This window comes from Glycocaulis sp. (assembly GCF_052168375.1).
GTDB lineage: Bacteria > Pseudomonadota > Alphaproteobacteria > Caulobacterales > Maricaulaceae > Glycocaulis.
Genome location: NZ_JBQLZR010000322.1, coordinates 1 through 5,339 on the forward strand (window position 1 = coordinate 1; position 5,339 = coordinate 5,339).

6 protein-coding genes are annotated in these 5,339 nt (G+C 62.8%); 1 reads left to right on the forward strand and 5 read right to left on the reverse strand.

Annotated elements, in window-relative coordinates:
- Positions 1-55: 55 nt before the first annotated feature.
- The 5 genes from ACTS2Z_RS13390 to ACTS2Z_RS13410 form a co-directional block, all read right to left on the reverse strand.
- A complete protein-coding gene (locus tag ACTS2Z_RS13390) occupies positions 56-1,327 on the reverse strand; it encodes an efflux RND transporter periplasmic adaptor subunit (RefSeq protein ID WP_442573707.1) in 1,272 nt (423 codons plus the stop codon).
- Between the two features lie 3 nt (positions 1,328-1,330).
- The gene (locus tag ACTS2Z_RS13395) at positions 1,331-1,870 is read right to left on the reverse strand and encodes a hypothetical protein (RefSeq protein ID WP_442573708.1); all 540 of its coding nucleotides are present in this window, start codon (positions 1,868-1,870) and stop codon (positions 1,331-1,333) included.
- A 373-nt stretch (positions 1,871-2,243) separates the two neighbouring features.
- Positions 2,244-3,521 carry an efflux RND transporter periplasmic adaptor subunit gene (locus tag ACTS2Z_RS13400; protein WP_442573709.1) on the reverse strand — a complete coding sequence of 426 codons (1,278 nt, stop codon included), beginning with the start codon at positions 3,519-3,521 and terminating at the stop codon, positions 2,244-2,246.
- A 2-nt stretch (positions 3,522-3,523) separates the two neighbouring features.
- Positions 3,524-4,075 carry a hypothetical protein gene (locus ACTS2Z_RS13405; protein ID WP_442573710.1) on the reverse strand — a complete coding sequence of 184 codons (552 nt, stop codon included), beginning with the start codon at positions 4,073-4,075 and terminating at the stop codon, positions 3,524-3,526.
- Between the two features lie 156 nt (positions 4,076-4,231).
- The gene (locus tag ACTS2Z_RS13410) at positions 4,232-4,981 is read right to left on the reverse strand and encodes a competence/damage-inducible protein A (RefSeq protein ID WP_442573711.1); all 750 of its coding nucleotides are present in this window, start codon (positions 4,979-4,981) and stop codon (positions 4,232-4,234) included.
- Positions 4,982-5,091: 110 nt separating this feature from the next.
- Here ACTS2Z_RS13410 and ACTS2Z_RS13415 point away from each other — a divergent pair.
- On the forward strand, positions 5,092-5,339 hold a 248-nt coding region (locus ACTS2Z_RS13415), incomplete at its 3' end, for an acyl-CoA thioesterase (protein ID WP_442573712.1).

Below are 5,339 nucleotides of genomic sequence, written 5' to 3' on the forward strand. Positions count from 1 at the left end.
GCAACCCAAAAGCGAATGTCCGGACACAATTTTTGAGCTGTCGGGACAAAATTGCTCATTCCGGCGGGCCTGCCGGACCATGATCAAAGATGAAGACACGGTCGCCTTCCTCGATATCGCCGGAGACAATCTCGAAGTAATTGTCGTCCTCGGCACCGACTTCCACCTCAACATAGCCAAAACCAGTGCCGACAACCTGATGGACGATTTGGAGGTTGCGGCCAAGACGGAAGCCACGTCCCAGGGCGCGGCCAGCTAGCGCACCCCGGACGCCACCTTCCCAGCCAGACTGACTACGATCTATATTATCAAGAACATAGTCGGGTAGCAGTTCTGGGTCGATCTGTTGTATAAACTCACGCGTCATTGGTGGGTTTAATGCCTGCCTTGGCGCCCGCATCACATTGAACGCCTCGGCGGCGACGAATTCGACAGACGCCGTCATGCCGGGCAGGAGGCGCTCTTCCTCGTCGCGCGCGCGTATCTCCACAAGATAGCTGACAAACCGCCCCTCCACCTGCGGGGCGCGGCGCACCGGCCCCGCCTCGCCGGAAAAGCTGTTGCGGGGGATGGAATCCACGCTGAAGCGCACTTCCATCCCTTCGCTGATCCGGCCAATATCAGCCTCCGCCACGCGCGCCTCGATCACCACTTCCGACAGGTTTGCCGCGATCACGAACAATACCGGCGTGGAGAAAGACGCGTTGACCGCCTGGCCTTCCTCGACGCGCCGCTCCAGCACGAAGCCGGATATCGGCGCGGCAATCACCGTGCGCTCCAGATTGATACGCGCCTCGCGCAGCTGGGCCTCGGCCAGTGACACGCCCGCTGCCCCGCGCTGTACCGCCGCCTCGAGCTGCTCGGCCTCGAACTCAATATCCTCCAGCCGGGCTTGGGGCGCCGTGCCCGACGCTGCCAGAGAGGATGTCCGCTCCAGCTCGCGCTGCGCGCCGCGATAGCGCGAACGCGCTTCAAGAAGGCTCGCCCGCGCCGTCTGCAGCGACGCCTCGGCCCGCACAAGCGCCGCCTCATAGGGCTGGGCATCGATCCGGGCCAGCACCTGGCCCTCCTCCACCCGGTCATCGAAATCGGCCAGCACCTCGACGACGCGGCCATTGATCTCCGCGCCCACCTCCACCGCCCGCGCCGGACGCACCCGGCCAATCGCCGGCACGATGTCACGGATCATGCCCCGGTCCACCACCGCCGTCTCGAACCGCGCAGGCGGGCCTGACGGCGCAGACGCAAACCACTCACCCTCCCCGCAAGCAGAGAGGGTGAAGCTAATCGCTGCGGCAGTGGCAACCACAAGACACCGGTGAGGCACGGGTCACTCTCTCGTAAAGCTGGTCCGCTCACCCCGCCTCATCACCCACCATCCGTCAGCATGAGATATTTGCGTGACTGTCGCAGAGTCTTGATCGCTTCCATACCAATGCCGGTAGACACTGACCGGTCCGTGCGAGCTCCCGGTGCATCCATCGAACCGGACTGTCATTTCGCGACTGCCTTGTGGGCCAGGCACCGTGATGGCCAGTTCACTCCCTGCATCAAGGCGCTCAATGCGTTCAGCATCACCGGCTGACAGCAGCTCCTGGGGACTACCCTCCCTCGCCGCGGCAAACAAACCTCCCGCGATGGACACTTCTTCTCCGAGCGGGTTGAACTCACTTTCGCCAAGAGAAAGTTCGCGGGTTATGCGCACGGCGCCGCGCTCTTGGGCGAGTACAGTTTCGCGCAGACCGGCGGGAAAACCCCTTGATTGCCCACGATACTCGAACACCACACCTGACTCAGGCTGACCCAACTCAGCGTAGGGAGGGCAGTCAACTGCCATCCCGGCAGCCAAAATAATAGCAACAATCGGCATATGTTTTCTCCTTTTGGCTGCCGGTTTAGCCGAACACGAACCTAGATGCCGATATCAATGCAGCCGTTAGCAATGCTGCAGTTTTGCCAACAGTCGATACGACACTCTATGAAGTCGTTGCTATCAGGCGTAAATGGGCATTCCGCCCGACAAGCTGGGCTATTAGGAGAACACGGACATGCCCACGCCGCTGCACTTAGCGCCATAGCGCTCAATCCTGCCGCAAAAAATGCAATACGCTTCATTTTCAGCCTCCACTTTGGATTTAACCCCTGAGCCTATTGCTCGTGGAGAGTGTATTCGCAGGGGGGGGGTTATGCAACCCAAAAGCGAATGTCCGGACACAATTTTTGAGCTGTCGGGACAAAATTGCTCATTCCGGCGGGCCTGCCGGACCATGATCAAAGATGAAGACACGGTCGCCTTCCTCGATATCGCCGGAGACAATCTCGAAGTAATTGTCGTCCTCGGCACCGACTTCCACCTCAACATAGCCAAAACCAGTGCCGACAACCTGATGGACGATTTGGAGGTTGCGGCCAAGACGGAAGCCACGTCCCAGGGCGCGGCCAGCTAGCGCACCCCGGACGCCACCTTCCCAGCCAGACTGACTACGATCTATATTATCAAGAACATAGTCGGGTAGCAGTTCTGGGTCGATCTGTTGTATAAACTCACGCGTCATTGGTGGGTTTAATGCCTGCCTTGGCGCCCGCATCACATTGAACGCCTCGGCGGCGACGAATTCGACAGACGCCGTCATGCCGGGCAGGAGGCGCTCTTCCTCGTCGCGCGCGCGTATCTCCACAAGATAGCTGACAAACCGCCCCTCCACCTGCGGGGCGCGGCGCACCGGCCCCGCCTCGCCGGAAAAGCTGTTGCGGGGGATGGAATCCACGCTGAAGCGCACTTCCATCCCTTCGCTGATCCGGCCAATATCAGCCTCCGCCACGCGCGCCTCGATCACCACTTCCGACAGGTTTGCCGCGATCACGAACAATACCGGCGTGGAGAAAGACGCGTTGACCGCCTGGCCTTCCTCGACGCGCCGCTCCAGCACGAAGCCGGATATCGGCGCGGCAATCACCGTGCGCTCCAGATTGATACGCGCCTCGCGCAGCTGGGCCTCGGCCAGTGACACGCCCGCTGCCCCGCGCTGTACCGCCGCCTCGAGCTGCTCGGCCTCGAACTCAATATCCTCCAGCCGGGCTTGGGGCGCCGTGCCCGACGCTGCCAGAGAGGATGTCCGCTCCAGCTCGCGCTGCGCGCCGCGATAGCGCGAACGCGCTTCAAGAAGGCTCGCCCGCGCCGTCTGCAGCGACGCCTCGGCCCGCACAAGCGCCGCCTCATAGGGCTGGGCATCGATCCGGGCCAGCACCTGGCCCTCCTCCACCCGGTCATCGAAATCGGCCAGCACCTCGACGACGCGGCCATTGATCTCCGCGCCCACCTCCACCGCCCGCGCCGGACGCACCCGGCCAATCGCCGGCACGATGTCACGGATCATGCCCCGGTCCACCACCGCCGTCTCGAACCGCGCAGGCGGGCCTGACGGCGCAGACGCAAACCACTCACTCTCCCCGCAAGCAGAGAGGGTGAGGGCAAGGCTGGCTATCAGCAGACCCGCCAACAGGCGGACGGCGTGATACATCGTCAGAATTCCCGGGCCGTTCTCACCATTTCTCCGGCCGCACTGGCAGAGCGCACCCACCAGCCGGTCTCATGCGATATGGAAACGGTGCGCTGCTCTTCGGGGCTCTCGATCCGATAGACGCTGACCGGTTCCCCTTCAAACGTCTCGCACCCTTCAAACCGCACCCGCACTTCCTGGCCGTTACCTGCGAAATCCTGGTTGAAGCGGATCTCCTCGCCTGCCTCCATTTCCGCGAGCCGTTCCAGATCGCGCCGGCTGACGCGCTGTTCGCGGCTGCCTTCACCCTGAACAGGGGTAATGCTCAGTATGACCGTTCCCCCGAGTGCCGAGCCGATCCGGCGGCCGGGGATGGGCTCTTCACCGGGCGGAACGATGTATTGGAGAGAATCTGTCCTGTGGCGCCCTGATTGCTCGATCCGCTCGCCAATGCCCAAGGATGGGCCCGTGCCGCCGACGCGTGAATAGAGGGCCGCCCCACCAACGGCGGGTTGCGGCAAGTCCGCATAGCTCGGGCACTGGGACGCGATAATCAATGATAAGACTGAAAGCATGGCTTCCTCCCCTTTTCAGCCACATTCGTCTTCGTTTGGCTGGCACCAGACACCCCCTGAGGGTGAATTTAAAGACTCAATGGTGCAACCCAAAAGCGAATGTCCGGACACAATTTTTGAGCTGTCGGGACAAAATTGCGTATTCCGGCCGGGTGTTCAGCGGTGCCCCGCAAGCGCTTTGAGCGCCTCGCCGGCCTGTTCCAGTGCGGCCAGGTCGCTGGAACGCGCAACCAGCTCCACTCCGCGGGACAGCGACCCATCGGGCAATTCCTGGAACCAGGGATAGGAGCCAAACGACACGTCCGGCATGGCATCGGCGAGTTCACCAAGCCTGTTGGCGATATCGCCCTCGCGTACATTCTCCAGCCGCACCGCGAGCGACTGTGTCACCACACCGCCTCGAAGGCGTCCGGCGACATCCTCCAGCATGCCGCGGGCGATCTTCGGGACCCCTGCGAGCACGAACACATTCTCCACCTGGAAGCCCGGCGCGCCGGTCACCGGGTTGGCGATGAGCGACGCGCCGTCCGGAATGCGGGCCATGCGCAGGCGTGCGGGCGTCAGCTCGGTGCCCGATTTCGCATACCATTCGCGCAATATGCCCAGCGCGTCCTCGCGCACATCGATTGTGCGATCAAAGGCGGCGGCTATTGCATCTGCCGTGATGTCATCATGGGTAGGGCCAATGCCGCCCGTGGTGAACACATAGTCCCAGCGTGCCGACAGCGCCCTGACCGCCTCCACGATGGCGTCCTGGTCATCACTTACAATTCGCGCCTCGCCCAGCGTGATGCCAAGGGGGCTGAGAAACTGAGCGATCTGGCGGATATTCACATCATGGGTGCGGCCCGACAGGATTTCGTCGCCAATCACCAGCACACCCGCCTTGACCCGGCGTTCATCCATTTGCGTTCATCCTTTGCATGCGGCCGCGCGCGCGGCGGGCTATCCTGCCCAGACATACGCCGCGCGAGGCCAACAGACAGCCCGCCTCAACACCGAAGAGGGACAATAACATGCCGATAGCGCCGACCGATGCGGGATGGGACCTGCCCTTGCCCTTCGTGCGCAACCGGCGCGTGGACGAAAGCGAGATCGACGATTTCGGCCATGCCAACAATGCCGCCTATCTGCGCTGGGCCGACGAGACGGCCTGGGCGCACTGGGAGGCCGATGGCCTGACCCGTCAGGGCTGCCGGGATGCCGACCGGGGCATGGCAGTCATCCGAACGCTCGCGGAGTATTCCGGCCATTCCCGCGCCGC

Excerpts from the sequence above, each read along its gene's own strand:
- ACTS2Z_RS13395 (WP_442573708.1), bottom strand. The coding sequence starts at position 1,870 with ATGCCGATTGTTGCTATTATTTTGGCTGCCGGGATGGCAGTTGACTGC.
- ACTS2Z_RS13400 (WP_442573709.1), bottom strand. The coding sequence starts at position 3,521 with ATGTATCACGCCGTCCGCCTGTTGGCGGGTCTGCTGATAGCCAGCCTT.
- ACTS2Z_RS13405 (WP_442573710.1), bottom strand. The coding sequence starts at position 4,075 with ATGCTTTCAGTCTTATCATTGATTATCGCGTCCCAGTGCCCGAGCTAT.
- ACTS2Z_RS13410 (WP_442573711.1), bottom strand. The coding sequence starts at position 4,981 with ATGGATGAACGCCGGGTCAAGGCGGGTGTGCTGGTGATTGGCGACGAA.